This is a genomic window from Halanaerobium kushneri (assembly GCF_900156285.1).
GTDB classification, from domain to species: Bacteria; Bacillota; Halanaerobiia; order Halanaerobiales; family Halanaerobiaceae; genus Halanaerobium; species Halanaerobium kushneri.
Map to the genome: position 1 here is coordinate 85310 of NZ_FTNC01000005.1, position 26398 is coordinate 111707.

Annotated in this window: 26 protein-coding genes; 24 read left to right on the forward strand and 2 right to left on the reverse strand. The window is 34.4% G+C overall.

Going from position 1 to position 26398, the window contains the following annotated elements:
- Nucleotides 1-149: 149 nt before the first annotated feature.
- The 11 genes from BW929_RS04955 to BW929_RS05005 all read left to right on the forward strand — a co-directional run bounded on the left by BW929_RS04955 (nucleotide 150) and on the right by BW929_RS05005 (nucleotide 11882).
- A complete protein-coding gene (locus BW929_RS04955) occupies nucleotides 150-1325 on the forward strand; it encodes an FprA family A-type flavoprotein (protein WP_076544268.1) in 1176 nt (391 codons plus the stop codon).
- Between the two features lie 165 nt (nucleotides 1326-1490).
- The gene (locus tag BW929_RS04960) at nucleotides 1491-2627 is read left to right on the forward strand and encodes an aminotransferase class V-fold PLP-dependent enzyme (RefSeq protein WP_076544269.1); all 1137 of its coding nucleotides are present in this window, start codon (nucleotides 1491-1493) and stop codon (nucleotides 2625-2627) included.
- A gap of 98 nt (nucleotides 2628-2725) precedes the next feature.
- Complete coding sequence (yedF, locus tag BW929_RS04965) at nucleotides 2726-3328, forward strand: sulfurtransferase-like selenium metabolism protein YedF (protein ID WP_076544270.1); 603 nt, start codon at nucleotides 2726-2728, stop codon at nucleotides 3326-3328.
- A gap of 41 nt (nucleotides 3329-3369) precedes the next feature.
- On the forward strand, nucleotides 3370-4422 hold the full coding sequence (selD, locus tag BW929_RS04970) for a selenide, water dikinase SelD (RefSeq protein WP_084566097.1): 1053 nt from the start codon (nucleotides 3370-3372) through the stop codon (nucleotides 4420-4422).
- Nucleotides 4413-4685, forward strand: a complete 273-nt coding sequence (locus BW929_RS04975; RefSeq protein ID WP_076544272.1) for a putative Se/S carrier protein — start codon at nucleotides 4413-4415, stop codon at nucleotides 4683-4685. Before selD ends, BW929_RS04975 begins: the two co-directional genes overlap by 10 nt.
- Nucleotides 4686-4804: 119 nt before the next feature.
- Nucleotides 4805-6256 (forward strand): NAD(P)/FAD-dependent oxidoreductase, encoded by a 1452-nt coding sequence (locus tag BW929_RS04980; protein ID WP_076544273.1) that lies wholly within the window; start codon nucleotides 4805-4807, stop codon nucleotides 6254-6256.
- A 95-nt stretch (nucleotides 6257-6351) separates the two neighbouring features.
- Nucleotides 6352-6921, forward strand: coding sequence for a TetR/AcrR family transcriptional regulator (locus BW929_RS04985; RefSeq protein ID WP_076544274.1), 570 nt, complete (start codon nucleotides 6352-6354; stop codon nucleotides 6919-6921).
- A 249-nt stretch (nucleotides 6922-7170) separates the two neighbouring features.
- Nucleotides 7171-7488, forward strand: a complete 318-nt coding sequence (locus BW929_RS04990; protein ID WP_076544275.1) for a cupin domain-containing protein — start codon at nucleotides 7171-7173, stop codon at nucleotides 7486-7488.
- A 118-nt stretch (nucleotides 7489-7606) separates the two neighbouring features.
- Nucleotides 7607-9931: an efflux RND transporter permease subunit gene (locus tag BW929_RS04995; protein ID WP_076544276.1), complete on the forward strand. Its 2325-nt coding sequence runs from the start codon at nucleotides 7607-7609 to the stop codon at nucleotides 9929-9931.
- Complete coding sequence (locus BW929_RS05000) at nucleotides 9928-10713, forward strand: outer membrane lipoprotein-sorting protein (protein ID WP_076544277.1); 786 nt, start codon at nucleotides 9928-9930, stop codon at nucleotides 10711-10713. The genes BW929_RS04995 and BW929_RS05000 overlap by 4 nt, the downstream gene beginning before the upstream one ends.
- A 20-nt stretch (nucleotides 10714-10733) precedes the next feature.
- Nucleotides 10734-11882, forward strand: coding sequence for a DUF1302 domain-containing protein (locus BW929_RS05005; RefSeq protein ID WP_076544278.1), 1149 nt, complete (start codon nucleotides 10734-10736; stop codon nucleotides 11880-11882).
- Nucleotides 11883-12060: 178 nt separating this feature from the next.
- Here the strand turns inward: BW929_RS05005 and BW929_RS05010 are convergent, their stop codons facing one another.
- Complete coding sequence (locus BW929_RS05010) at nucleotides 12061-12876, reverse strand: aldo/keto reductase (RefSeq protein WP_076544279.1); 816 nt, start codon at nucleotides 12874-12876, stop codon at nucleotides 12061-12063.
- Nucleotides 12877-12897: 21 nt separating this feature from the next.
- A complete protein-coding gene (locus BW929_RS05015; protein WP_076544280.1) occupies nucleotides 12898-13479 on the reverse strand; it encodes a tetratricopeptide repeat protein in 582 nt (193 codons plus the stop codon).
- Between the two features lie 204 nt (nucleotides 13480-13683).
- Here BW929_RS05015 and argC point away from each other — a divergent pair, with 204 nt between their 5' ends.
- From argC to nuoE, 13 genes are all read left to right on the forward strand, one after another.
- Nucleotides 13684-14781: an N-acetyl-gamma-glutamyl-phosphate reductase gene (argC, locus tag BW929_RS05020; RefSeq protein WP_076544281.1), complete on the forward strand. Its 1098-nt coding sequence runs from the start codon at nucleotides 13684-13686 to the stop codon at nucleotides 14779-14781.
- Between the two features lie 91 nt (nucleotides 14782-14872).
- Nucleotides 14873-15742 (forward strand): acetylglutamate kinase, encoded by an 870-nt coding sequence (argB, locus tag BW929_RS05025; RefSeq protein WP_076544282.1) that lies wholly within the window; start codon nucleotides 14873-14875, stop codon nucleotides 15740-15742.
- A gap of 89 nt (nucleotides 15743-15831) precedes the next feature.
- Complete coding sequence (locus BW929_RS05030) at nucleotides 15832-17028, forward strand: aspartate aminotransferase family protein (protein ID WP_076544283.1); 1197 nt, start codon at nucleotides 15832-15834, stop codon at nucleotides 17026-17028.
- Nucleotides 17029-17180: 152 nt separating this feature from the next.
- Nucleotides 17181-19085 (forward strand): SEC-C metal-binding domain-containing protein, encoded by a 1905-nt coding sequence (locus tag BW929_RS05035; RefSeq protein WP_076544284.1) that lies wholly within the window; start codon nucleotides 17181-17183, stop codon nucleotides 19083-19085.
- 159 nt (nucleotides 19086-19244) lie between these two features.
- A complete protein-coding gene (locus BW929_RS05040) occupies nucleotides 19245-19796 on the forward strand; it encodes an ECF transporter S component (RefSeq protein WP_076544285.1) in 552 nt (183 codons plus the stop codon).
- A 120-nt stretch (nucleotides 19797-19916) separates the two neighbouring features.
- Nucleotides 19917-20654, forward strand: a complete 738-nt coding sequence (locus tag BW929_RS05045) for a polysaccharide deacetylase family protein (protein WP_076544286.1) — start codon at nucleotides 19917-19919, stop codon at nucleotides 20652-20654.
- 5 nt (nucleotides 20655-20659) lie between these two features.
- Nucleotides 20660-21238, forward strand: a complete 579-nt coding sequence (locus tag BW929_RS05050; RefSeq protein WP_076544287.1) for a hypothetical protein — start codon at nucleotides 20660-20662, stop codon at nucleotides 21236-21238.
- Nucleotides 21239-21486: 248 nt separating this feature from the next.
- Nucleotides 21487-22089 (forward strand): HAD family hydrolase, encoded by a 603-nt coding sequence (locus BW929_RS05055; RefSeq protein ID WP_076544288.1) that lies wholly within the window; start codon nucleotides 21487-21489, stop codon nucleotides 22087-22089.
- A 5-nt stretch (nucleotides 22090-22094) separates the two neighbouring features.
- Nucleotides 22095-22751, forward strand: a complete 657-nt coding sequence (locus BW929_RS05060) for a DUF47 domain-containing protein (protein WP_076544289.1) — start codon at nucleotides 22095-22097, stop codon at nucleotides 22749-22751.
- 23 nt (nucleotides 22752-22774) lie between these two features.
- Entirely contained in the window at nucleotides 22775-23818 is a 1044-nt protein-coding gene (locus BW929_RS05065) for an inorganic phosphate transporter (protein ID WP_076544290.1), read from the forward strand.
- An 80-nt stretch (nucleotides 23819-23898) separates the two neighbouring features.
- Nucleotides 23899-25242 carry a mechanosensitive ion channel family protein gene (locus BW929_RS05070; RefSeq protein WP_076544291.1) on the forward strand — a complete coding sequence of 448 codons (1344 nt, stop codon included), beginning with the start codon at nucleotides 23899-23901 and terminating at the stop codon, nucleotides 25240-25242.
- Nucleotides 25235-25780 (forward strand): DJ-1 family glyoxalase III, encoded by a 546-nt coding sequence (locus tag BW929_RS05075; RefSeq protein WP_076544292.1) that lies wholly within the window; start codon nucleotides 25235-25237, stop codon nucleotides 25778-25780. Before BW929_RS05070 ends, BW929_RS05075 begins: the two co-directional genes overlap by 8 nt.
- A 145-nt stretch (nucleotides 25781-25925) precedes the next feature.
- Entirely contained in the window at nucleotides 25926-26384 is a 459-nt protein-coding gene (nuoE, locus tag BW929_RS05080) for an NADH-quinone oxidoreductase subunit NuoE (protein ID WP_076544293.1), read from the forward strand.
- The last annotated feature ends 14 nt before the right edge of the window (nucleotides 26385-26398 follow it).

Here is a 26398-nt window from a genome sequence, read left to right on the forward strand (position 1 = left end):
CTCACGGAAATCAAAGAATAAAAACTGTACAATAAACTTGACAAAAGAAGTCGGAATTAATATAATATGTATTGACAGGTCAAATCTGTCTTTACATATTCTAATATAATAACTTTCAAAAAGCATAAGAATATAAGGAGGAGTTTTAAATGTTTAGAAAAGTAAAAGATGATATCTACAGTGTAGGAGTTATTGACTGGCATCGTAAATTATTTGATGAGTTGATTCCACTACCTGATGGTACAAGTTATAACTCGTATTTTATTAAAGGTGAAGAAAAGAATGCTATTATTGATACAGTAGAACCTGATTTTGTTCAGGATTTTTTAGATAATCTTGACGATCTTGGCGTAGAAAAAATTGATTATATTATCTCCAATCATGCTGAGCAGGATCATTCGGGTTCCATTCCTTATTTATTAGAAAAATATCCGGAGGCTGAGGTTTTAACTTCCAAAAAAGCTAAACCAATGCTTTTGGATTTAATGGAACTTGATGCAGATAAGATTAGAGTGGTTGAAGATGGCGAAACTGTTGATCTGGGTGGACGTACTTTAGAGTTTATTGATACTCCCTGGGTTCACTGGCCTGAAACAATGTCCACTTATCTGCAGGAAGAAAACATTTTATTTCCCTGTGATTTCTTTGGCTCTCATCTGGCAACAAGTGATTTGTTTGTAGAAAACCATAGTGAAGTTTATAAAGCTGCTAAAAGGTATTATGCAGAAATTATGATGCCTTTTAGAATGATAATCAAAAAGAATCTGGCAAAATTAGAAGATTATGAGATTGAGATGATTGCACCGAGTCATGGTCCAATTTATGATAATCCGGAAATGATCTTAGAAGCTTATCAGGAGTGGGTAAGTGATGAAGTCAAACCAGAAGTTGTAGTTCCTTATGTTTCTATGCATGGAAGTACTGATGACTTAATTAAATATTTTATTAGTCAGTTAATTGATGAAGGGATTAAGGTTAAACCATTTAATCTGGCAGATGTTGATTTAGGAGATCTGGCAATTTCTCTGGTTGATGCTTCAACTGTAATCTTTGGTTCTCCAACTGTTTTAACCGGTCCACATCCTTCTGCAGTATATGCAGCTTATCTGGCCAATGTTTTAAAGCCTAAAACTCGCTATGCTTCAATTATTGGATCTTATGGCTGGGCAGGTAGAATGACTGATAAACTTTTAGAGCTGATGCCTAATCTGAAAGTTGATCTCTATGATCCAGTAGTTGCTAAGGGTCATGGATCGGAAGAAGACTATCAGGAAATCGACCGCCTGGTAGAAGAAGTAAAAGCTGATCTGGATAATTTAGAATAAAATATAATAGATAAATTAAATAAATAGTTTAGTTAAGACTCCCTCTGGCCTGAGCAGCTAGAAGGGGGTCTTTTATTTTGATAATTAATTTCAACAGGATAAAGGATTTCATTTATCAATCAAGAATATATTAAAAAGAGTAAGCTAAGAAAGGCTGGAAATAAAATGATATATTTAAATAATGCTGCAACCAGCTGTCCAAAACCTGATATTGTATATGATAAGGTAAATGATTTTTTTAGGAGTTCTGCTTTTAATACTTCTCGTTCTGGCAGTGGAAGCAGTAACTCTACCAGTAGAGAGATTTTTATGGTTAGAGAGAAAATTGCAGATTTTTTTACTCTCCAGGATTCCAGTAAAATTGTATTTAATTCTGGTGCCACAGAAGCTTTAAATACGGTAATTAAAGGGGTTTTAAAAAAAGGAGATCAGGTAATTACATCCTGTCTTGAACATAATTCAGTTTTGAGACCCTTAAGAAGACTTAAAGCAGAAAGAGATATAGATATAAATTTTATTAGTTTTGATAAAAAAGGAGAGATTGATTATCAGGAACTTGAAAATTGTATTCAGGATAAAACAAAGCTAATTGTTCTTTCGCATGCATCCAATGTTCTGGGTACAGTTAATAATCTTGTCAAGATTTCTGAGATTGCAAGTAGGGCAGGTGTTTTGCTTTTAATTGATGCAGCTCAAACAGCTGGAGTAATAGATATTAATTTAAGTGATTTGGCAGTAGATTTTATGGCCTTCGCCGGTCATAAATCGCTTTTTGGTCCTCCTGGAATTGGTGCACTCTATGTTAAAAATCACAGCTACCTTTTACCACTTAAGGAAGGAGGAACCGGTAGTAATTCTTTGAGTACAGATCAGCCTGAACTAATGCCCGATTATCTTGAAGCTGGAACCCCTAACTCTATTGGAATAGCAGGTTTGGGAGCAGGGATTGATTTTATTAAAGAGGAAGGTATAAGCAAAATTCATCAGCAGGAACTAAAATTACTGCACCGTTTAATTGAGGGTCTAAATACTATTCCCCTAATAAAAAGCTATGGTAGAGATGATATTACTAATCGAACTGCAGTTATTTCTTTTAATATAGGTGATAGAAGTTCTAATCAAATTGCTTTTGAACTGGAGAATAAATATAAGATAGAAGTGCGAGCCGGACTGCATTGCGCCCCCATACTGCATAAGAACTTGGGAACTTTAGGGCAGGGTATGATTAGGGTTAGTCCCGGTTATTTTAATACTGAAGCTGAGATAGACAGATTTTTAAATATTATTGAATCATTGATTTGAATTCATAAAAATAAAAGAATTATTTAATTAAATCTAAAAAAATAAGTTGAAGCTTAGATTTTAGACGAGACGATAAATTTTTAAGGAGGCATAAATTTATGCTGGAGATAGATGCCAGAGGACTTGCCTGTCCTAAGCCTGTAGTTAAGGCCAAAAAGGCACTTGATAACAATGAAAAATTTATAGTAATAGTGGATAATAGAACTGCAGTTGAAAATCTAAGTAAATTGGGACAGAAAATGAAAGCCGAAATTTCTGTAGTAGAAGAATCGGAAACTGAGTTTAAAGTTATGTTTAAACAATCAGAATTCTCATCTGCAGATACATTAGTAGCAGGTGATCAGACTTCAGTTTCTGAAGCTGGTTCTGAGGCTAAAATTTATTTTATAAGTTCTGATACAATGGGTGAAGGTAACGAAGAGCTGGGGCGAATTTTGATAAAAGGTTTTATATCAACAATTAAAGACTTAAATCCTCTGCCCGAAAAAATAATTTTTATTAATTCTGGAGTTAAACTTGCTATTTTGGAAAAAGATATAGTAGCAGCTTTAAAAGAACTTGAAGCCAGAGGTGTAACAATTCTTCTCTGTGGTACCTGTGTTGATTTTTATGATTTAAAAACTCAAATGCAGGTTGGAGAGATTAGCAATATGTACGAGATTGCAGATAGTTTAAATAGTAGTGCAGTTTTAAAAATATAAAAGCATATACTATTTAATTTTTTGAGGAGGTGGTGATAGTTATGTCAAATATAAAGTTGACTGATTACAGTAAAACATCTGGTTGAGCGGCTAAGATGGGCCCTCGGGCTCTGGCGCAGGTTCTGCGTCGCGTTAAATTTCCCGCTGATCCAGAAAAGTTACTTATTGGTCTGGACAAAGCTGATGATGCAGCAGTTTATCAGCTTACAGAAGAACTTGCTCTGATTCAGACACTTGATTTCTTTACTCCTGTGGTAAATGATCCTTATCTTTTTGGCCAGGTAGCAGCAGCAAACGCCTTAAGTGATGTATATGCTATGGGGGGAAAGCCTATTCTTGCTATGAATATTGTTGGTTTTCCCAGCTGTCTGGAAGGAGAAATACTTTCTCAAATTCTTCAGGGTGGAGCTGATAAAGTTAAAGAAGCAGGGGCAAGTCTTTGTGGAGGACATACAGTTGAGGATGATGAACCTAAATATGGTCTTTCTGTAACTGGGATCATAGAACCCAATAAATTAGTCAGTAATTCCAGTATTCAGCCAGGAGATTCTCTGATTTTAACCAAACCTCTGGGGACAGGAGTAATGGTCTCTGCGATTAAAGCAGGTCTTGCCAGCAGTAATATAGATAATCCTGCTGTTGCTTCTATGCTGGAGCTGAACAATAAAGCAGTTAAATATTTTGATCAGTACCAGATAAATGCCTGTACTGACATAACTGGTTTTGGGCTTATAGGTCATTTATTAGAAATGTCAGAAAATAGCTCTCTGGAGCTTTCAATTGAGGCAGCAGAGATACCAATATTTTCAGAATGTCGCGAATATGTAGAATCGGGTTTGTTACCTGCCGGTGCCTATAAAAACAGGGATAATTATGAGGATTTTGTAACCCATCTTGGGGAAAGAGATCAGATATTATATGAGTTGATGTATGACCCTCAGACTTCAGGTGGTTTATTAATTTCTGTTGCTGAAAAAGATGCGGCGGATTTTCTGATTGATCTTTATGCAGAAGATATTGAAGCAGCTTTAATTGGTAAAGCTACTGAGAAAGATAATGGCTCTAATAAAGGAGTTAAAATCATATGGGAGTAAAAAATGAAAAACTAATACTTTTTCAATCTACTCATCACTCAATTAAAGCCGAAAAAGTACTGATGGATAATGATATAATTTATAGAATGGCTGCTGTTCCACCAGAAATATCTGCTGATTGTGGTTCAGCTATTGCTTTTAGCCTTGATCTGGAATCAATTTTAGAAATGTTTCAGAGAAATAATGTTTTGGTTAAAGCAATTTATGAGATAAATAAAACTAAAGCTCATAAAGAGTATAAAAAAATATATGAGGATCAATAAACAAAAATGCTTCCCGAATCTAAATGCCGGGAAGCATTTAACTAAACAGCTCAATATAATTATTTAAAAATTTGTAATATTTATTTTAATCAAACATTTAAAAATGGGAGGGTGTTTAAATGTATGATGTCAGTATTATAGGGGCAGGTGTAATCGGTTCAGCTATTGCCAGAGAATTATCAAAATACAAGCTTTCAGTCGCATTAATAGAAAAAGAATCTGATGTTTCAACTGGAGCTTCAAAGGCAAATACAGGGATTGTTCATGGTGGTTATGTAGCTAAGGCAGGAACTTTAAAGGGAGAGCTATGTATTCAGGGGAATTCTATGTATGAAAAATTGAATGAAGAACTTAATTTTGGTTATCAAAAAACCGGTGGACTTGTACTTGCTTTTAATGATGAAGATGAGAAAACTTTAGAAAAATTATATAAAAATGCCTTAAAAGTGGGTCAGCCTAAAGAGGATATAGAAATAATTTACGGTGATCAAATTAAAGAGATTGAGCCCTATGTTAGTGATCAGGTACAGGCTGCTTTTTACTGTAGGAGTATAGGTATTACTTCACCTTATCAATTTACAATTGCCCTGGCAGAAAATGCTGTTGATAATGGGGTGGATTTGAAACTGGAATCAGAAGTAATTAATATTGAAAAGAAAAATGAATATTTTGAAATAGAAACTGTTAAAGAAAAAGTCAAAAGTCGCTATATTATCAATGCTGCCGGAATTTATGCAGATCAGATTGCTGCTATGCTGGATACTGATGATTTTAAAATTTACCCGATGCGAGGAGAATATGTTGTTTTTAGTAAAAGTCAGGGTCACCTTGTTAATACAGTAATTTTTCAGGCTCCCAATCCAAAAACTAAGGGGGTTGTAACAACTACAACTACTCATGGTAATTTTATGATTGGTCCTAACGCCGAAGAGATAGATAAAAAGAATGATGTAAGTACAAGTTTTAAAGAAATTAAATATATTATTGATCAGGCAAGAAAATCAATTCCAAATTTTGATACAAATCGAATGTTGAGGACTTTTGCCGGGCTAAGACCCAAAAGTACTCGAGAAGATTTTATAATAGAAGAAAGTAAGATTAAGGGTTTTATTCAGGCAGCTGGAATTGACTCACCCGGACTTACTTCTTCACCTGCTATTGCCAAACGAATTGTAAAGCTGCTTGCAGAATCTGGTCTTGAGTTGAGTCCTAAAAAAGATTTTAATTCTCAGAGACCGGCTATTGAAATAAAAAAAGATGAAGATTTTGCTGGTGAAATAGATCATGAAAATCCAGCTAAAAACATTATCTGTCGCTGCGAAAAGGTTACTGAGGCAGAAATTTTAGATGCATTGAATAGATCAATTCCGATCAAAACCACTGATGCAATTAAGAGACGAACCTGGGCTAAAACCGGAGAGTGCCAGGCTAATTTCTGTGAAAGCAGAATTAAAAAAATAATAAGCAGAGAATTATCCATTCCAGTCTCAGAGGTTGAAAATAGGGATGAAGACTATGTACCCGAGCGGCTTGATGTTTATGAGCTGAAAAAGAAACTGAATAAGAATTAAAATAATTTATCTGGGATGGATTTAAAAATAATTTTGACAGATAATATTTATAATGTTATAATATGAATGAACACTCATTCAAGGAGTTGATCAGGGTGGCACAGGAAACGAAAGCTAGAATTAGAAAAGCAGCTATAGAAGTAATAGCAGAGGAAGGCTTTTTTAATACAAGGATGCAGGATATTGCTGATAGAGCCCAATTAGCGGTTGGCACTATCTATAATTATTTTTCAAGTAAGGATGAAGTTTTATCATATATATTTAAATATGAGATTCAGAGAAGGATGAAAAGTATATCTGAGTTAAAGGAGCAAAAATTATCAACCAGGAGATTTTTAAAGAAATTTTTGGACAGGCATTTTTTAACTTTAAGAGAAAACCCAAATTTAGGTAGGGTTCTTGTTCGAGAAAAAGAATTTTCTAGAGCTAAAGATAATAATGAAATTAAGGAAAATATGAATTCTTTAATTAAGATGCTGGAAGACATATTTGTAGAAGGAATTAACAAAGCTGAGATAAAGGACATTAATGCCCATCTGATGGCTGTTTATTTTTTTGGTTCAATGCAGGGAATAATCGAATTTGCTCTTACTGAACCAGAGATAGAAATGCTTGTGGATGGACCTGATTTTATTATTAAAAGAATTGAACACATATTTAAATAATTTTAGAAGTTATCTTATTTTAAAGGGAGGAGTCAGATGCCTGTTGAAGTTTATATTGCAGTACTCTTTATCCTGGCAGTAGCTCTTTATTTTAGAAAAAATAAATAAGAAGTTTTTAGTTATGTGAGCTTAATCACTGTAAACTTGAGCTATATTTTTTATAATTGACTTAATGAATGAACAATCATTCATTAAGGTTGTTTTTTAAATAAGTAAAATTTAAATTATCAAATGGAGGAGTTGATCTTGATGGAAATAATTAAGTTAAGTGAACTAGAGGGAAAGAAGAACAAAAGAGGAGTAATTGCTAAGGAAGTATTAAAACATGAGAATGCTCAGGTAATGAATCTTGTTTTATCTAAAGGAGATATTGTACCTGCTCATCAGGTGCCGGTAGATGTGTTTTTCTATGTTAAAGAGGGCAAGGGTACTTTGAGAATTGGTGATCAGTCCAATGTTGTAGAAGCTGGAACAGTAATTACCTGTTCTCCAAATACAGAAATGGAATTAAGAGCAGATCAGGGAGAAAAGTTTGAAGTTTTAAATGTAAAAACTCCGTCACTTTAAAACTAATATCGGCTGTGAAAGCAGCTGATACTTTTATAACACTATATGAATGAGCATTCATTCATATAGTGTTATAAATAATAATACGACAGAAATTGAAAAGAAAAGAGGGATTAAAATGATTAATCGAATAACAGATTTAGTGCTGAAGTTCCCAAAAACAGTCTTGATTATAATATTGATAATTACAGCTTTTTTTACTTTTCAAATTTATGAGAATGCACGTCTGGAAACAAATCTCGATAAATATAAGCCAGCAGACCATCCCAAATTTGTTGCGAGTGAAGAATATGAAGATTTATTTGGGATTAGTGACTCAATAATAGTAGCAGTTGCAAATAATAGTTCAGAAAATGGAATTTATAATCCTGAAACTTTAAAAAAGATTGATAAAATATCTCGAGCTTTAGAAAAATTACCTGAAGTAGCTAGAGGTGATGTAAAAAGTCTGGCTACAGTTGATAATATTAAGAGTAGTGATTTTGGTCTGGAAGTGGATCCATTATATCAAAAACTGCCAGAAAATGAAGCTGAAATTTTACAGTTAAAAAAAGAAGTAGAAACAAACAAAATGATAAATGGCAGAATTGTTTCCAAAACAGGCAATTCAGCTTTAATAATGGCAGAATTAAAAGATGAAGAAATAGACAGGCTTAAGCTTTATCAAAAAGTTAAAGAAATTGTTGAGCCTTATCGCGGTGGCAGCGAAAATATTTATATTGCTGGTCAGCCTGTTGTGGAGGGAACTTTAGCTCATTTGATGCCCCAGGACATGAAAAAAATGATTCCTATTGTTATCTTTGTAATCATTTTAGTTCTCTTTTTGACTCTGCATAGTTTTAAAAGTACCTTGCTGACAGTATTGGTGGTTCTTTTCAGTACAATCTGGGCTTTTGGCTTGATGTCTTACTTTGAAATCCCAGTTTATGCTGTTTCAACAATGATTCCAGTGATGCTGATTGCGCTTGGAGTTGCTGATGGAATTCATCTGCTCAGTCATTTAAATCAGGAAATTAAAGCTCAACCTGATCGTGATAAACTTGATTTAATTAAAGAGATGCAGCAGAAACTCTGGAAACCTGTGGTTATGACATCAGTTACAACTGCAGCTGGCTTTTTATCATTATTAACTTCAGATGTACTGCCAATTAGATATTTCGGCTTATTTACAGCAGCAGGAGTTATGAGTGCTATGTTTTTTTCTTTAATTATGATTCCAGCTGGTTTAAAAGTGATTGGCCTGCCAGTATTAAAGTTAAAAAATGATAAAAATAAAAAAGCTGATCAAAAATTTTTCCATGGATTATCGAAATTTGTAAGAGAAAAGAGAAAAGTAATTGTAGTATTAACAATAATAATTACAGTAATGGCAGTCTATGGTGCTTCTAAAATCTGGATTGACTCCAGTATGTTAAATAAGTTTAGCGAAGATGAAGAAATAGTTAAAGCTGATCACTTTATTAACAATAATTTTGGTGGTACAACACAGCTAAATTTAATTTTTAAAGCTGAAGAAAATGGAGTTTTTAAAGATCCAAAATATCTAAAAGATATTTGGAAGTTACAAAATCAACTGGAAAAAAGAGATCTTATTGGTACAACTTACAGCTTAAATGATTACCTGCGGCGAATAAATAAAGTAATGAATGAAAATCAAGAAGAATTTAATCAAATACCTGATTCGCGCGAGTTAGTTGCCCAGTATTTACTATTATATTCAATGTCGGGCGATCCGGAAGATCTGGACAGATTAATTGACTATGATTACCGACAACTGCATGTTCAGATTAGTTTGAAAACAGATAGAAGTCAGGAAATAAAAAGTATTATAGCTGAAATTGAAGATTTTGCTGCTCACACATCTTTAGATAAATTTGAAGTTGATTTTGCAGGTTCAGCCTATACAAATATGATATTTACTGGCTTGATCCTGGACGGTCAAATTTTAAGTCTGGCAATTTCTCTGATTGGAGTTTTCTTTCTGCTCAGTCTTTTATTTAAGAGTTTTACAGCTGGTCTGATAGGAGTTCTGCCGATTGCAGTTACAGCAGCTGTAAACTTTGGTTTAATGGGAGGTCTTGGAGTATCTTTAAACACTACTACGGCTCTGATTTCAAGTATTGCAGTTGGAATGGGAATTGACTATGCCATTCATCTTTTATCACGCTATCAGTACTATGGTATACGAGGTTTTAGTAAAGTAGAAGCTGCTGATAAAGCAATTAATCTTTCCGGTAGGGCTATTACCTTTAATGCTTTAGTAGTAATTGCAGGATTTATGGTACTAACATTTTCAAAATTTCCTCCAAATAGAGAGCTCGGCTGGTTGGTTTCTAATGCATTATTTGTTAGTTTAGTTGGGACCCTGACTCTGGTAGTGGCATTAATTGACATTATAGAACCAAAATTCATTTTTAATAGAAGAAAGGATGATCAAAAATGAGGAATAAAATAATATTTACAGGTGTAATTTTACTGGTTTTAATAACAGCCTTTGGCACAGCTTTAGCCGCAGATTTAAGTGGAGAGGAAATTATGAAAAAAGTATATAACCGTGAGACTGGTGACAGCAGAACTGCAAATTTGAAAATGATTTTAGTTAATAAACAGGGATCTAAACGAATTAGAGAGATTAAACAGTTTGAAAAAGATTTTGGGGAAGTAGATAAGAAAATCATGTTTTTCATTTCGCCTGCTGATGTACGCAATACTTCTTTTATGAACTGGAGTTATGATTCTGAGCAGAGTGATGATCAGTGGATTTTTTTACCAGCATTAAATAAAGTTAAAAGAATTTCTTCAGAAAATAAAAGTGACTATTTTATGGGTTCTGATTTTACCTATGACGATCTGGGAGATAGAACTCTGGCTGAAGATGAACACAAATTAATTGGAGAAGATACTATTCATGATAAAGAAGTGTATGTAGTTGAAAATATTCCGGTGGCTGAAGATGATTTATACAGCAGGACTGTGACTTATGTCTGGAAGGATAAATGGATTGGTCTAAAAAAAGAATTTTATGATCGAGAAGGAGAACTGCTTAAAGTTTTAACAGTAAATGAGGTAAAAGAAATAAGCGGAATTTTGACAATTGTTGATTCAGAAATGCATAATTTACAAAATGAACACCGAACAATCTTAAAAAATAGTGAAGTAGAATATAATACCTCAATAGACGCCAATCTGTTTAGCGAAAGAATGATGAAACGAGGAATCCAATAAGTTTGAGGGAGGTTTGCAAAATGAAGACTTTAAGAACTGTAAAGTCCAACAATCTAATTCTAATCGCAGCACTGACAGCAGTTATTCTTTTATATACAAGTTCAATTGTGGGTGCAGCGTATATTAGTCAGAAAATTACAGGTTATTCGGCCTTTGATTTAGAAAAAAGTGCAGATCTATACTCTGATTTGGAGTATGAGCTGACCTTTGAACACCGATTTAACAAGGGGCAGCTATATTTTAAGCCGAAATTAAAGTTTGATTCAGCAAAGGAAGAACTGGAACTGGATTTATATGAAGGCTATCTTGATTTATTTTTTCAAGATGCTGACCTGCGGCTGGGAAGACAAATAATAACCTGGGGTAAGGCAGATGGCCTGACAGTTATTAATTTAATTAATGATCAGCATAGGGGGATTCATCCCATTGTTGATCCAGATGATAGTTTTATAGCCAGTGATGCTTTAAAATTAGATTACTATACAGCAGGAGGAACTTGGGAGGCAATTTTTTCTCTGCCTCCTGAAGCATCCAATTTGAATTCTGATCGGTCAGGTTATGGCTTTCGCTATTCAGCTCTGGGAATGGGTTTTGACTATGAAATCACAGCGGGCTCATTTCCTCAGTATAATTTAATGCTTGATTCTTATAACAGAATAACAGGAAACAGTGAGTTTGTTTATAGAGATCAAAATTTTATTGGCGGTAGTTTTTCTAATGATCTGGGCAGCTTTGTTTTAAAAGGAGAGAGTGCCTATTTTTTTGATCGAGATTATCTGCAGCAGACTGATCAGGGAGCCCAGATTGTAGAGAATGATGAGCTGGAGGTTTTGCTGGGAATTGACTTTTATCCAGGAGATTATTTAATATCTCTCCAAGCTAAAGAAGGATTTTTAATCGATGAGCCTGATAATCTGAGGAGAGATAAAAGTATAGGAGAATATTCCTTAATGATCCAGAGATCATTTTGGCGTGATAACCTATCTGTTGAAAACTGGCTAATTTATAGAGAAATGCCTACATTACCAGGTATGGAAAACACTTTACTCTGGCGTCCCCGTTTAACTTATGATTTTTCTGACCGGCTGACTTTTGCTGCAGGAGTTGATCATGTTATTGAAGGAAGCAAAAGAAGTGAAATATTTTATCAGCTAGAATATATTTTTTAAAATATGATAATATAGTGTTCTGTTATAATTATTGATTTTAAAAAAGAATGGCTGCTTAATCTTGAAATCTAAAATTGTCTACAGACTTAAAAACAGATTATGAATAAAAAACCCCACTGAGTAAGTAAAGATAAAAATCTCTACTTTCTAGTGGGGTTAATGAATTATTTAAATAGAGTTAATTAAATTTAGGGTAACCGGGATCAATCAACCTATTATTCTGGTCTAAGAGTTCCATTTCTCTGGCGGCATCAACCGGAAAATTCCAGTCAAAGACATCCAGATTATTTTTAAGGTGGTTTTCAGAACTTGCCTTAGGAATTGCAACAATATTTTTTTCAATTAACCATCTTAATGCGAGCTGAGCAGGGCTTTTATCATATTTTTTTCCGAGGGATTCTAAAACACTATTTTTAAACACCTCTCCCTGGGCCAGCGGACTGTAAGCAGTAAGTATAATGTCATTTTTGAAGGCAAAATCTAAAAGGTCTTTTTGATATAGTGTTGGATGAAATTCTACCTGATTAACAGTAATTAAGTTAGAGTCATATTCTAAAGCTTCTTTTAAAAGGGGAATAGTAAAGTTACTAACGCCAACATTTTTGGTCTTTCCAGCTTCTTTTAATTCTTTCATTGCTTTTAAAGACTCTTCGACAGGTATTTCTGGACTGGGCCAGTGAATTAAAAGTAAGTCAAAATATTCTATATCAAGTTCATTGAGAAGACGATCTGCTGCTTTTTTAAGATCATTATATTTTAAATCTTCACTTTTAATTTTAGAGGTTATAAATAAATCTTTGCGTTTAATATCAGACTGATTTAAAGCAGCAGCAATTGCCTGATGGTTTCCGTACATATCAGCAGTATCAATATGTCTATAACCTAAATCAAGTGCTTTCTTTACAACTTTAGTGCACTCTTTTCCTCTTAAACCAGAAGTCCCAAGCCCCAGAGCAGGGATTTCATTACCATTTTTGAGTTCGAATTTCTTCATAATTTCACCTTCCTGTTCAGATTATTTATTATTATTTAAATCTTTTTCAATTTTTTCCAGCAAGTTTTTTGCTTCAGGGAATCTATCATTAATATGCATAGTTTTTCTGAATTCAGCTGCCGCTGCTTTTAGCATATCAGCTTTATAATATGCTCTACCGAGATAGTAGTGACTCTCTGCATAATCTGGATTCTTTTCTACAGCTATCGAGAAACTAGAAATAGCACTCTGATATTTCTCTCTTTCTAGATGAAGCTGACCTTCAGCTAGATATGCCTTTACATAATCAGGATTATATTTAAGTGATTGCTCATAATAATTGAAGGCCTGATTATGATTTCCTTTTTCTTTTTCTATATTACCAAGCAGGTAATATCCATAATAAGAGTTTTCATTAATTGATACTGCTTCCTTAAGTGCTTTTTCTGCTTCTATATAGTTTTCTAGTTTGAGATAACTTTCTCCAAGACCTATATATAAAGCTGTGAAATTATTTCTGTTTTCAATTCCTTTTGCAAAAATAGTGACAGCAGAATTATAATCATCTAATTCTTGATATAAATTACCAAGATTTAAATATAAAGCGGATTGTTTTCCACCCATTTTATATACTATCTAATAATAATCTTAGACCATTCAATAATCGATTAATATTAAATGTTTAACACTTTTTTTGCTTTATCTAAGTAAATTAACTAAATAGCTTGATTCAAATACTTTAATGCGATAAAATAAGCCAAAGATATACTTTAAATTAAAAGTTAAGTAAAAGCAGAGTTCTTAAGAATTATTTGAGGAGTTGAGTAGATGAAAAAGGTAAGTATAATTGGAGCTACCGGTTATGTAGGAATTGAGTTGATTCGGCTGCTGCATGATCATCCAGAAGTTGAAATAAAAGATTTAGTTTCCAAAAGCAGTGCCGGCCAGCTTTTAGTTGATATTTATCCTCAGTTCAGGGGTTCAATATTAAATGATTATCAGCTAAGAGCAATGGAGGATTTTAAGCCAGAGGAAAGTGATTTGATTTTTACGGCTCTGCCGCATGGAGTTTCTCAGAACATTGTAAGCGAACTTTATGGAAAAGGAACAAAAATTATTGATCTCAGTGGTGATTTTCGCTATCATGATGTAAAAGTTTATGAAAAATGGTATGGAGTTAAACATAAATCACCTGAACTGGCGAGAGAGGCTGTTTATGGATTAGTTGAGCTGAACAGGGAAAAAATAAAAGGAGCAGAGCTTATTGCCAATCCAGGCTGTTATGTGACAGCATCACTTTTAGGGCTTTTACCACTTGTCAGTTTTGAGAAGGCTGATCTTAATTCGATTATTATTGATGCCAAGTCTGGAGTGAGTGGAGCCGGCCGCAGTTTAAAAGAGAATCTGCTTTTTACAGAGACTCATAATACAATGAAAGCCTACAGTCCTGGAGTACACAGACATAGTTCAGAAATAGAATATGTACTAAATCAATTTTTAACAGGAAAATACAAAAAAACTTTTGGTAGTTTAAAAGATCAGATTGACTTAGAAACTGAGGAAAAGGCAAAAATTTTGTTTACACCTCATTTAATTCCAATTAAGAGAGGAATTTTGGCGACGATTTATCTTGATTTGGAGGAGCAGAGTTCTGGATCTGAAATTATGGAACTATACCAAAGAGCCTATAATAAAGAAAGATTTGTACAAGTATTAAAAGATTCTTTACCTGAAATTAAGAATGTAGCTGGATCAAATTACGCCCAGCTAGCTTTTAGATATAATAAACGTACCAATAGAGTTATTATTATTTCAGCAATTGATAATATGCTTAAGGGGGCCGCCGGTCAGGCAGTACAAAATATGAACTTGATTTTTAATTTACCCGAAGAGACAGGCCTTGAGGCAACAGCTTTATTCCCCTAAATTAGGCAGCAGAATATTTGTTTATCTATCTAATATGCTAAAATTTAAGTTAGAATTAATTTTTAATTAAAGCAGCAAGGAGGAGAGTACAATAGAAGAATTAATTGAAAAGGCTAATGTTTTAATTGAAGCTTTACCCTATTTTAAAGATTTTTTTGGCAAGACTTTCGTGATCAAATATGGTGGCAGTATTATGGCAGATCCAAAATTAAAAGAAAAATTGATTGAAGATATTACTCTGCTTAAATATGTGGGTATTAATCCGGTAATTGTTCACGGAGGAGGACCTGCTATTAATAAGACTCTGGATCGTTTAAACATTGAAGCTAATTTTATCGATGGTCTTCGAGTAACTGATAAGGAGACAATGGAGATTGTGGAGATGGTCCTCTCGGCTCAAATTAATAAGGAGATTGTGGCTCTGATTAATAAAATGCAGGCCAAGGCAGTCGGAGTTTCGGGTAAAGATGGTAATCTGATCAAAGCCAAGAAGAAAGAATTTAGTGACCCAGAAAAGGATTTAGGTTTTGTCGGTGAAGTTGAGAAAATTAATCCGGAGTTAATTGAAAAGTTGATTGAAGATGGTTATATCCCTGTGATCGCTCCGGTTGGTGTCAATGATGATGGTGAAGGTTTAAATATCAATGCTGATGCAGTAGCAGGTGAACTTGCAGCTGCTTTAAAGGCTGAAAAATTAATTTATTTAACTGATGTAAATGGTATTCGCTTTGAGGCGAAGGATCCGGAGAGTAGGGTCTCACAGCTTACATTTTCAGAGATTAAACAGTGGATTTCTGAGGGGAAAATTCAGGGAGGTATGCTGCCTAAAGTTGAGGGGTGTATGCAGGCTGTAGAAAGTGGAGTTATCAGGACTCACATTTTAAATGGTCTGGTAGCACATCCACTGCTTTTAGAAATCTTTACTGACCGGGGAGTTGGGACCATGATTTTAAAGGATTAGACGGTCTGGCAGAATTTAATTTACGAATTATTTTTAAGTGATTGACTAAAATTGATTATTTCTATTAAAGAGAAGGGAGAATTGATAAGATGGAAATAGAAGAAATTATTGAGATGGATGAGAAACATTTTATGAATGTCTACAGTGGTAGATACCCGCTTTATGTTGAAAAAGCAGAGGGAATAAAATTATACAGCAAGGATGGCAAAGTTTATCGTGACTTTCTGGCAGGAATTGGGGTTAATGCTTTAGGTTACAGCAATCAGCGTTTTAAGCAGGTTTTAAAAGATCAGATTGATAAAATAATTCACTGTTCTAATCTTTATTATATTGAACCACAGGCCGAGCTGGAGAAAAGACTCTGTCAGAATTCCTGTTATGATAGGGTTTTCTTTGCTAACAGTGGTTCAGAAGCCAATGAAGGTGCTTTAAAGCTGGCCCGTAAATATTTCAAGAAAAAAGGAAGCAATAAGTTTGAGACAATTACCGCAGATAAATCTTTCCATGGAAGAACAATGTCAACTGTAACTGCTACCGGACAGGATAAATATAAAAAACCATTTACCCCACTACCAGAAGGCTTTTCTACAGTTCCCTTTAATGACCTGGCTGCTTTAAAAGCAGCAGTTACAGATCGGACAGCAGCAATTATGCTGGAACCAGTTCAGGGTGAAGGTGGAATCTATCCTGCTGTTCAGGAGTATTTAGAAGGAGTACGTAAGCTCTGCGATGAAAAAGATATTCTTCTAATTTTTGATGAAGTTCAGTGTGGAATGGGACGAACTGGTGAACTTTTTGCCTATCAAAATTATGGAGTTGAGGCTGATATTATATCGCTGGCTAAGGCGCTTGGAGGAGGGGTTCCAATTGGAGCTTTTATGGCTAAAGAAAAAGTCGCTTCAGCTTTTGAACCGGGTGATCATGGAACAACCTTTGGTGGAAATCCTCTGGCAACAAGAGCCGCGGCTGAGGTAATGGATATTATGCTGGAACCTGGGTTCTTGGATTCTGTTAAGGAAAAAGGTGCCTATTTTAGAGGGGAACTGGATAAATTAGTTTCTTCAAATAATAATTTAATTGAAACTAGAGGTTTGGGTTTGATGCTGGCTTTAGAAGTCGCTGAAAGCTTATCAGCAAAAGAGATCACCAGCCAGCTATTTGAGCGTGGTTTTTTAGTTAATGCAGTAAAAGAAACTACTCTGCGCTTTTTACCACCGCTGATTGTAGAGAAAGAAGATATAGACTTACTGATTAAAAATATTGAAGAAATAATTAAAGCTGAGTAGTTATTTCTTTACTTTAAATTATTTTCAGCATCTGCTATAATAAGATTAAAATAAAGTTAAATAAAAATGATTGAGCTCCAGAAGCTATTTGGCTTGATGGAGCTCTATTAATGTTGAAATATTAGCTCTGATTAAGAAAGGTAGGGAATTAAATGGACAAACGACTCAAAGGTTTAAAAGAAAGTATTGCTAAAAGAAGAAAAAATGATTCGGTTCGTTCTTATAGTATAGGTCGAAATGAACTATGTCCCTGTGGCAGTGGTAAGAAATTCAAAAAATGCTGTGCCCGCAATAATCCAGGAAAGAATGTAGAGGAATATTTTGAGGCAATTAAAGATGCAGAAAATGAAGAAGAGGTATTAAATCTGCTTAAAGATGCTGTAAAAAATTATCCTCTTGAACACAGGTTTTTGCTGCCTCTGATAGTTTATAGTTTACAGAGTAATAATTATCAGGAAGCTGGAAAATATTTAAGACATGCCTGGCAGCTAATGGGAACTGATTTAGATGAGGCTTTTATTTCCCCACTGGTGAACATTATGCTGGATCAGGAAGAGATTGATGAGGCAGAAACTCTGGTGCGCCAGGCCTTAGAGGATAAAGGCGAAAGCATTCCACTATTAATTGCTCTGGCTGAGGTTTATAAAAAGGGTCAAAACTTTCAGCGGGTTAATGATATTATCGAGAGAGCAATGCAGATTGATTCCGAGAATTTGCAGTTAATTGTTTTCCGACTGGAAACCCTGATGGATTTGGACGATGTAGTAAGTGCTTTAAGCCTTTTTGAAAAATATTATGATCAGCTTAAAGAATATAAACATATGCGGGTAATCTCATTTTTAGATGATTTTATTAAAGAAAGGTTTAATCTTAAAGAAAATAATAATTTAAAAAAGAAAGAGGCTCTATCTCAGGCCGCTAAGATTTTTAATGTTTTTCAGCAGCTGGATAACCTCAAAATGAGTAAAGCAGAAAGTGAAGGTAGTAAATTACTGGCTGAAATTAGAGATCTGCCGCCTAAAAACTCCCAGATAGCTCTTGATATTCTGGCCCGGTATCTAGCTACAGAATTATATTCGGAATTTGCTAATTTTGCTGAAGAGCTTGAAACTGAACATATGAAAAATCCTGATTATTTGAGACTCTTATTCCTGGCTGATTATCAGCAGGGAAATTTACAGGCAGCTGAAGAAAAAATCAAGACAGCCTTTGCTATTGAGAAGAGCAGAAAGGATGGCCATTTCCATAACTGGCAGGTAGCTTCTGACTATCTGAGATTTTTAGTGGATCATGGTGATGGGGAGGAACTGGCTAATTTTGTTAATGATTTTGCTGGTCTATTAGATAATGATGATAATTTACTGGCAAGTTTAATGATGCTGATTGAAAATGAAGAGGCGAGAAATTATCAAAAAAGTTTACTTGACAGTCTGCTTAACCTGGTTGATACTGGTGGAGTTGAGCAGATTAAGAAAAAGGATATTTATAATAACCGTTTGTTTATAAGTCTGGCTGCTCTGGATGGAGATGAGACAATCTACGATCAGGGTCGAGAAATAACAACGGAAGAATTAAAGACTGTAATTGAAGAAGTTGAGACTGCCAATATTGGTACTCCGGCTTTGAGTTATGCCAGATTAAGACTTTTAAAATATCAGTCGGATCTGCAGGAGGATCAAAAATCAGAACTGGTGGCCCGGGTTAAAGAGTCTGATGTAGAAAGCTATTTTGACACTGTTGCTTACTATGAAACTATTTTAAGATTTGCTGATCCTGCTCCAATTCTGACAGAAATTCCTTATGGTAAATTTTTAGATGATGAGTATCTCGATTTTTACCGTTTGATTGCGGCTTTAAAACTAAATTATTATGAAATGGGAACCGAACTCTTCCACCGTCAGCTTTTAAGAGAGAGCAAAAGAAATAAAGTAATGAGCTATTTGGTTAGACTGCTTCGTTACTTTAAGGAGGATAAGTTGATTGAGCACTTTAAAGCAATGGAAGTTGATGAGGTTATTATTAATTATTTGAAAAAATTAACTAAAAAGAGAAGTTAAAACGACTAAAATAGAGACTTTAAGAAAAAATTCTTAAAAACACTTGTTATTTAGGCTGATAATTATTATAATATAGCTATAACAGCCGGGGCGGAATCTTAAGATTAAGAGCTGCACCCATTTAGAAGCTGTTAAATACAATAAGTTTAGTCCACCTGGATCAATGGACTGGGATGGGAGGAAAAGAAAATAAAACTCAAAACAAGACAGATCGTGATTGCTGGTATGCTGGGAGCTATTTCTATTATATTAGGTGCTACTGGATTGGGCTTAATTCCCTGGCCAAGCGCAGCCGGACATGCAACGATAATGCACCTGCCGGCTATTTTGGGAGGGATTATTGAAGGTCCGATTGTAGGTCTTCTAATTGGTTTGATTTTTGGTATTTTTAGTTTTATTAGGGCGACAAATCCGATTTTTGCTGACCCGATTATTGCTATATTACCGCGTTTGTTTATTGGAGTGGCTGCTTATTATGCCTATCAATCAACAAAAAAATTAAACCAGAGTACTTCTTTAATACTGGCTGGAGCAGTTGGTACTATTGTCAATACAGCCGGTGTTTTAACTCTGGCCGTAATCAGAGGTTATTTACCTTTAAGTGCTGCTCTGGCTGTTGCTGCTACAAATGGAATACCTGAAATAATTGTAGCTGCAGTATTTTCGTTGATTATCGGCAAAGCTTTGATTAACTTTCAAAAGAATAATTAGAATAAAAGACTGAAGCAGCTGCTTCAGTCTTTTTTGACTTAATTGTTCCAGATAAGGTATAATATAATATATAGATTAGGAGTGTTTAACTCCATTTGAGGCTTGAGAGGAGGAGTTAAAATGAAAGATAAGCAGAGAATTAAAGAAGTGCTGGAAAATACTGAGATATTGCTTGAGCCAGACGATTTAATTTCTACCGAACATGATACAACTCTCCACTATTATGTAATCAGCAGGCCATATTATCTTGATGAATTTCCGGAGGAAGGACCCGAAACAAAGGTTCGCGAAGGGAAAATAACCTGGGAAAAGCCAAAACTTTTAACTCCGGATTATATGATAAATATGAGTGGGTTTAGTGGTGAAGCAAAAAAAGCAATGCAAATGATTGCCCGCGAAAATCCAGATCTTGCCGGTTTACTTTATAAGATGAACTATAAAAAGCAGTCAATTAGTACCTTTACTATTGGCAGAGAAATTGAGGCTGCTGAAGCTGAAATACGGGAAGAAATAGATGAGAATGATAATAACTTAACAGTAATTATTAAAGGTGTAGATGAACTCTGGGATGTTTCGCTGATGAAATTTATTCAGACTCTAATGTTAAAAAGTGCCTATAAATCTCAACTTCCAGATTATGAAGAAAAGGGATTTTTAAGCACAGATGATAATGGTTACTCTGTAGTTACCAGAAATCTCGAAGGACTGCCAATTGCAGCCAGTGAAGAGATCGAAAAAATGTTTGAGATGGTTAAAAATGGGGATGAAGATCCTGCTCGATTGAAGCAGGAGCTTGATCGCTGGGGAGTTTTTAATGCATATCAGGATAGATTTTTTGATCTTTTTAGGGAGGACTGATAATAATGAAAAGTGCTTATGAGATTGCAATGGAAAGAGCCGATGAAGTTTATGGAACAGGTGATAGGGAGGTAAACTCTCTCGAAATTAGGGAAGAGCTAAAAGATATTATGGCTCCGTTTTTTAAAGAAGAGATGGATGCTGAAGGCTTATGGCATAAGTTAGAAAATAAAGGGGAAGCTTATTTAAAAGAAGCTCAGTTGATGTTAATTGAATCTATTGGACTTCGTAATTCTTCTGAACAGATAAAAAGACGGAAAGAGGCTGTGGTTGCTGTTGAATCACTTAAGGAAAGTGCTAATACAACTTTTTTCGAAAAGCAGTTTACTCAGGCTCAAAGTTTACAACAGCAGTATCAGACTCAGAAAAAACAGCTTGATGAGCAGGTTAAACAGCATTTAGAACAGGCACAGGGACAGGGTCAGAATCCTCTGGCTGCTGCTCAGGGTGGTAATAATCAGGGGCAGAATGGAATGAATGCTCAGATGAGACAGCAGTTAGCACAGAAAGTTTCCGAATTTCAGGAAGGCTATAATAAAAGATTTACTAAACTAATAAAGAAAATGAAAACTGAGATAGAATAATTTGGAAGATTTAATTAAATAATATTTAAGAAAAACTTAAAAATTTAAATTAAATTTTAAAAATCCGGCCTTTTAGTCGGATTTTTTTACTTTTAAAGCTAAAAATAAACAGGAAAACTTTAATCAAGCTAGAATAATATATTAAGAAGATATTTAGATAACAGGAATTTGTTAATTTTATCTATAAAATTAAGGTTTTTAAGGAAAAATTTACATGCGACTGATATCGTCAGGATGGAGGCTATGTAATGATTAAAAATATAGTATTTGATCTGGGAAATGTTCTGCTTGATTTTAAACCTGATCTTTATTTAGGAGAACTGGGTTACAGTGAACAAATAAAGTCACAACTTATGTCAGAGATTTTCGCAAGCGAAGAATGGCTGCAGCTTGACCGGGGAACTATTACTCAAAAACAGGCAGTAGAAAAATGGCAGCAGCGAAATCCTGAAATTAAAAATTTGATTGCAGATGTTATGGAGGGTTGGGAAAGAATTCTGACTTTGAAAGAAGACACTCTGAAAATCATAAAGTCTCTGGCACAACAAAAGTACAATTTATATATATTATCTAACTTTCAGAAAAAGGCCTTTGATTATATCAGCAGCGAATATGATTTTTTTAAGTATTTTGATGGACAGGTGATTTCGGCAGAAATTGGAATGATTAAACCTGAGGCTGAAATCTATGAACATCTTTTAGATAAATTTGATCTAAAAGCATCACAGACATTGTTTATTGATGATTCTAAACCAAATATTAAAGCAGCACTTAAAAAGGGAATTAGGGTCATTCATTTTACTGATGCTGAAAATTTAAAAGAAGAATTAAAATTATACCTCAGGGAGTGACAATTATGCCTCACATTTTATTTGGCCGTTCCAGAGAACTGGAAATTGAAATTACAGAATATTTAGATCTTGTTAATCGAGGGGCTCTGACTTTTAAAAGAGATTTGAAAAGGTATATCCAGAAAGATTTTAATCTTTTTGAGGAATCTCTAACTGATATTAAAAAGATTGAAAATAATGCGGATGAGCATCAAAAAGATATTAAATATAAGTTATATAAATATATGTTGATTCCGGAATCAAGGGCTGATGTTTTGAATATTATTGAAGAAATTGATACAATAACTGACCTGGCAAAGGAAGTTATTTATGAGATCTCTATTGAAAAACCAGTGATTCCAGAAGAATTAGAAAGTGATTTTTTAGAACTTGTAGAAAATAGTTCTGAGGCAGTAGATATGCTGGTTAAATCAGTTCGAGCTTTTTTTGAAGAGATTTCTCAGGTTAATGATTATGTAAATAAGGTACATTTTTATGAGCATCAGGCAGACAAAAATGAGGAACGACTAAAAAGAAAAATATTCTCTGATCAATGCAAGGAGATTGATATTGCCTATAAGCTGCAGCTACGATATTTTATTGAAGAAATTGCTGCTTTATCTGACCAGGCAGAAATGGTAAGTGAAGATGTTTCTGTGGCAGCTGTTAAGAGAAGAATTTAAACTAGTAAATGGTGGTGTGAAAAATGATTGAAGTTATTATCTATCTCTCCAGTGGTCTATTTTTAGGCTGGTCATTAGGTGCCAATGATGCGGCAAATATTTTTGGAACCGCGGTGGGCAGCAGGATGCTTAAATTTTCAACAGCTGCTTTAATCATGACAGTATTTGTAATTTTGGGTTCAGTAGTCAGTGGTGCGGGGGCTTCAAATACTCTTGGAGCTCTGGGACAGGTTGGGACCCTACCGGCAGCATTTGTAGTTGCTTTTGCAGCAGCAGTTGCAGTTTCCTGGATGACAAAATTGAGTTTGCCAGTGTCTACATCTCATTCGATCGTTGGAGGAATAATAGGCTGGAATCTTTATTCCGGTTTTGCAACTGATCTCAGTGTGTTAAGGGAAATAGTTGGTGCCTGGATATTTTCTCCAGTACTTTCGGCTTTTTTTGCTGTGATTTTATATTTTATCTTCAAAAAATGGCTCAATAATGCTAAAATTCATCTTTTGCAGCTTGATTTTTATACCCGCTGGGGATTATTAATTGTAGGTGCTTTTGGAGCTTATTCTCTCGGGGCTAATAATATTGCTAATGTAATGGGAGTTTTTACTGGAATTATGAATATTCCGGATTATAATTTGGGTATCTTTACTTTTAGTGGGGCCCAGCAATTATTTTTGCTTGGGGGTATTGCTATCTCGGTGGGAGTAGTTACTTATTCAAAAAAAGTTATGCTAACTGTTGGCTCGAATATTATGGATATTTCACCTGTAGGAGCTTTTATTGTAGTACTGGCAAGTTCAACTACTCTTTTTATTTTCGCTTCAGCCAGTCTTAAAAATTTTCTGATTATGCTTGGCCTACCTTCTTTACCACTGGTACCAGTATCAAGTTCTCAGGCAGTTGTGGGAGCCGTACTGGGACTGGGTCTCGCTAAAGGTGGTCGAAATATTAATTTTAAATTACTCGGTAAAATTGGTGCTGGTTGGGTATTGACTCCAATTACAGCTGCAGTGATTTCATTTTTCTTACTGTTTTTTATGCAGAATGTCTTTATCAGGTCAGTAGTTTAAAATTACGGTTTAGCTGCTGATATTTTCAGTAACTTAGATTATAATATCGATAAGATAATAAGATTTAAAGAGGTGATTAAATGTTTGAAGATATTCAGCTGGAAAATTATCTGCAGCTGATAATTGATAAAATACAGAATAATCTTTTGGTCTGGGCAAACTTAATTGAACTAATCATTTTTGCTGCAATTACTGTAAGTGCATTTTTCATATCTAAATTTTTATATAGTCATGTTGATGATTTGCTGGGAAAAATTAATGCTTTAAAAGAACGCAAAAAAATAAGGATTCTTGATAAATTATTATTTCCTTTAGTTTTAATGATTTTAATTGGTCTTTATTATGTTATTGCGGCAGCCTTTAATTTACCATTTGTGATTATCAGTATCTTTGGTAATTTAGTTTCTGCCTGGTTAATAGTTAAAGCGATTAGTTTGTTTTTTCCCCGGAATAAAATGTTTCGTTTTTTATCATTTTTAATCTGGATAATTGCAGCTTTAAGGATTCTAAATATTTATCAGGAAACTCTAAACTTACTTGACAGTCTTGCTTTTAACAGTGGTAACTTAAGAATCTCTCTGCTGCTTATTATTAAAGCCATTATTATTTTTAGTATCTTATTCTGGTTGGCTGGTAAAGTCAGCAGGATTGTTACTTCCAGAATTGACAGCAGTGATGGTTTAACACCTTCGATTAAAGTGCTTTTGAATAAGATTTCCAAGTTTTTAATTTTCACATCTGCTGTTTTATTTACTCTGAGTGCTGTAGGAATAGACTTAAGTGCCTTTGCCTTCCTTGGTGGTGCTATTGGTGTTGGTCTTGGTTTTGGACTACAGAAAATAGTTTCCAATTTTATTAGTGGAATAATTATTCTCGTTGACAAATCAATTAAGCCTGGAGATGTTGTAGAAATAGGAAATGTATATGGATGGGTTAGAAAACTTGATACCCGTTTTGTTTCTGTAGTAACAAGATCTGGAAAGGAATACTTAATTCCAAATGAAGATTTTATTACTAAAGAAGTTATAAACTGGTCTTACAGTGATGAGCTGGTCCGGGTTGAGGCAGAGGTTGGAGTTTCTTATAATAGTGATTTAAGACAGGTTGAAAAACTAATGATGCAAGCTATAGAAGAGAAGGATAGAATTTTAAGTGATCCGGCCCCCAATGTTCTTTTAATGGGCTTTGGAGATAGTTCGGTGAATTTTGAACTTCGTTTTTGGATCAGTGATCCCCGAAATGGAATTCAGAATATTAGAAGTGAAATTTTAATGTCAATCTGGGATAACTTTAAAGAACATGATATTGAAATTCCATTTCCTCAACAGGATTATCATCTGCGGTCACTTCCGGAAGATGTAAATGAATATTTAAAATCACAATTTAAAGAAAAAAATGCAAATAAGGAGGCTAACTATGAGTAAAATTTTAATTCCTTTAGCAGCTGGTTTCGAAGAAATTGAAGCAGTGACAAATATTGATGTTTTAAGAAGAGCAGGAATGGATGTAATTACTGCTGGAATTGGTAGTAAGCAGATTGAAGGTGATCATGGTATTAAGATAGAGACAGATACAGAAATATCAGAGTTAAGTGCTGATGATATCTCTGCTGTCGTTTTACCAGGAGGAATGCCTGGAGCAGCAAATTTAAGAAATAGCGCTGAGCTTTTAAAATTAATTAGAGCAGTTAATGATAAAGGAAATCTATGTGCGGCAGTCTGTGCTGCTCCAATTGTGTTGGAGGCAGCGGGGATTCTGGAAGGGAAAAATGCAACTAGTTATCCCGGCTTTGGTGATCAAATGCAGTCAGCAAATTACCGAGAAGAAAGAGTAGTAATTGATGATAATATAATCACCGGCAGAGGCCCGGGAGTAGCAATGGAATTTGCGTTAACTATAGTGGAATATCTGCTGAATGGAAAAGAGCGAGTGGAGCTAGAAAAAGCAATGCTGGTTAAATAAGAAGATTTAATTAATACATCTCCCCCTTTTGAAAAGGGGGAGATGTATTAATAGTGACTATTTTAAAACAGTTTTTGCTGTGAGCGAAAATTTTTATCTAACAAAAAAGTTAGAAGATTAAAAAAATGAGTTAAGGGGGAGTAAAATGGCAGTAATTAAATTGAGTGCACTTGATCATATTTTTGAAAAATATGAAGAGAAAAAAGGTAATTTGATCCCTGTCCTCCATGATATTCAGGAAGAAATAGGTTATCTTCCGGTTGAAGTTCAGCGCTATGCCAGTAAAAAGCTGGGAGTTGCTATGAGTAAAATTTATGGAGTTATAAGTTTTTATTCTTTTTTTACTACAGAACCCAAAGGTGAGCATACAATTGGTGTCTGTATGGGAACAGCCTGCTATGTTAAAGGGGCAGAAGATATTTTAAATAGACTAAAAGAAGAATTAGAAATTGAGACAGGCCAGACAACTGCTGATAATAAATTTACGATGACTGTAACTCGCTGTCTGGGGACCTGCAGTATGGCGCCAGTAATTATGATTGATGAACAGGTACATGGTAATCTTACAGCAGCAAAAATTCCAGAAGTAATTAATAAATATTAATAATTGAGGTGTAA

Bases quoted from the DNA above. Each gene is read 5' to 3' on its own strand.
- BW929_RS04980 (WP_076544273.1), top strand. From the start codon at position 4,805: ATGTATGATGTCAGTATTATAGGGGCAGGTGTAATCGGTTCAGCTATT.
- BW929_RS05005 (WP_076544278.1), top strand. From the start codon at position 10,734: ATGAAGACTTTAAGAACTGTAAAGTCCAACAATCTAATTCTAATCGCA.
- BW929_RS05055 (WP_076544288.1), top strand. From the start codon at position 21,487: ATGATTAAAAATATAGTATTTGATCTGGGAAATGTTCTGCTTGATTTT.
- BW929_RS05070 (WP_076544291.1), top strand. From the start codon at position 23,899: ATGTTTGAAGATATTCAGCTGGAAAATTATCTGCAGCTGATAATTGAT.
- argC (WP_076544281.1), top strand. From the start codon at position 13,684: ATGAAAAAGGTAAGTATAATTGGAGCTACCGGTTATGTAGGAATTGAG.
- BW929_RS05050 (WP_076544287.1), top strand. From the start codon at position 20,660: ATGAAAAGTGCTTATGAGATTGCAATGGAAAGAGCCGATGAAGTTTAT.
- BW929_RS05010 (WP_076544279.1), bottom strand. From the start codon at position 12,876: ATGAAGAAATTCGAACTCAAAAATGGTAATGAAATCCCTGCTCTGGGG.
- BW929_RS05015 (WP_076544280.1), bottom strand. From the start codon at position 13,479: ATGGGTGGAAAACAATCCGCTTTATATTTAAATCTTGGTAATTTATAT.
- BW929_RS05075 (WP_076544292.1), top strand. From the start codon at position 25,235: ATGAGTAAAATTTTAATTCCTTTAGCAGCTGGTTTCGAAGAAATTGAA.
- BW929_RS05030 (WP_076544283.1), top strand. From the start codon at position 15,832: ATGGAAATAGAAGAAATTATTGAGATGGATGAGAAACATTTTATGAAT.
- BW929_RS05060 (WP_076544289.1), top strand. From the start codon at position 22,095: ATGCCTCACATTTTATTTGGCCGTTCCAGAGAACTGGAAATTGAAATT.
- BW929_RS04955 (WP_076544268.1), top strand. From the start codon at position 150: ATGTTTAGAAAAGTAAAAGATGATATCTACAGTGTAGGAGTTATTGAC.
- BW929_RS04975 (WP_076544272.1), top strand. From the start codon at position 4,413: ATGGGAGTAAAAAATGAAAAACTAATACTTTTTCAATCTACTCATCAC.
- BW929_RS05000 (WP_076544277.1), top strand. From the start codon at position 9,928: ATGAGGAATAAAATAATATTTACAGGTGTAATTTTACTGGTTTTAATA.
- BW929_RS05045 (WP_076544286.1), top strand. From the start codon at position 19,917: ATGAAAGATAAGCAGAGAATTAAAGAAGTGCTGGAAAATACTGAGATA.
- BW929_RS04960 (WP_076544269.1), top strand. From the start codon at position 1,491: ATGATATATTTAAATAATGCTGCAACCAGCTGTCCAAAACCTGATATT.
- BW929_RS04995 (WP_076544276.1), top strand. From the start codon at position 7,607: ATGATTAATCGAATAACAGATTTAGTGCTGAAGTTCCCAAAAACAGTC.
- nuoE (WP_076544293.1), top strand. From the start codon at position 25,926: ATGGCAGTAATTAAATTGAGTGCACTTGATCATATTTTTGAAAAATAT.
- BW929_RS04990 (WP_076544275.1), top strand. From the start codon at position 7,171: ATGGAAATAATTAAGTTAAGTGAACTAGAGGGAAAGAAGAACAAAAGA.
- BW929_RS05035 (WP_076544284.1), top strand. From the start codon at position 17,181: ATGGACAAACGACTCAAAGGTTTAAAAGAAAGTATTGCTAAAAGAAGA.
- BW929_RS05065 (WP_076544290.1), top strand. From the start codon at position 22,775: ATGATTGAAGTTATTATCTATCTCTCCAGTGGTCTATTTTTAGGCTGG.
- yedF (WP_076544270.1), top strand. From the start codon at position 2,726: ATGCTGGAGATAGATGCCAGAGGACTTGCCTGTCCTAAGCCTGTAGTT.